The following is a 225-nucleotide window of genomic DNA, read 5'->3' as shown; positions in this document are numbered from 1 at the left end:
TCTTCGCCGCGTTCACCGTCAGGCGCAGGCGTGCTTTCAGGAAGTGGGTCAGACTCGCCATCACACGATGGCCGGCTCGCTCGCTTCGGACGTAGATGTTGCAGTCGTCCGCATAGCGGCAGAACCGGTGGCCCCGGCACTCCAGTTCCCGATCCAGTTCGGTCAGGAGCACGTTGGAGAGCAAGGGTGACAGAGGCCCACCTTGCGGCGTGCCTTCCCGTCTCG

General features: G+C 64.4%; 1 protein-coding gene. It reads right to left on the bottom strand.

Annotated features, from left to right (window positions below):
- On the bottom strand, positions 1-225 hold a 225-nt coding region (locus EZI54_RS24270), incomplete at both ends, for a reverse transcriptase domain-containing protein (protein ID WP_242674598.1).

Origin of the sequence: Marinobacter halodurans (genome assembly GCF_004327985.1) — a bacterium.
In the GTDB taxonomy this organism is placed as follows: domain Bacteria; phylum Pseudomonadota; class Gammaproteobacteria; order Pseudomonadales; family Oleiphilaceae; genus Marinobacter_A; species Marinobacter_A halodurans.
The sequence above is the reverse complement of the archived record's forward strand: the minus strand, read 5'-3'. Positions and strand labels throughout refer to the sequence as shown.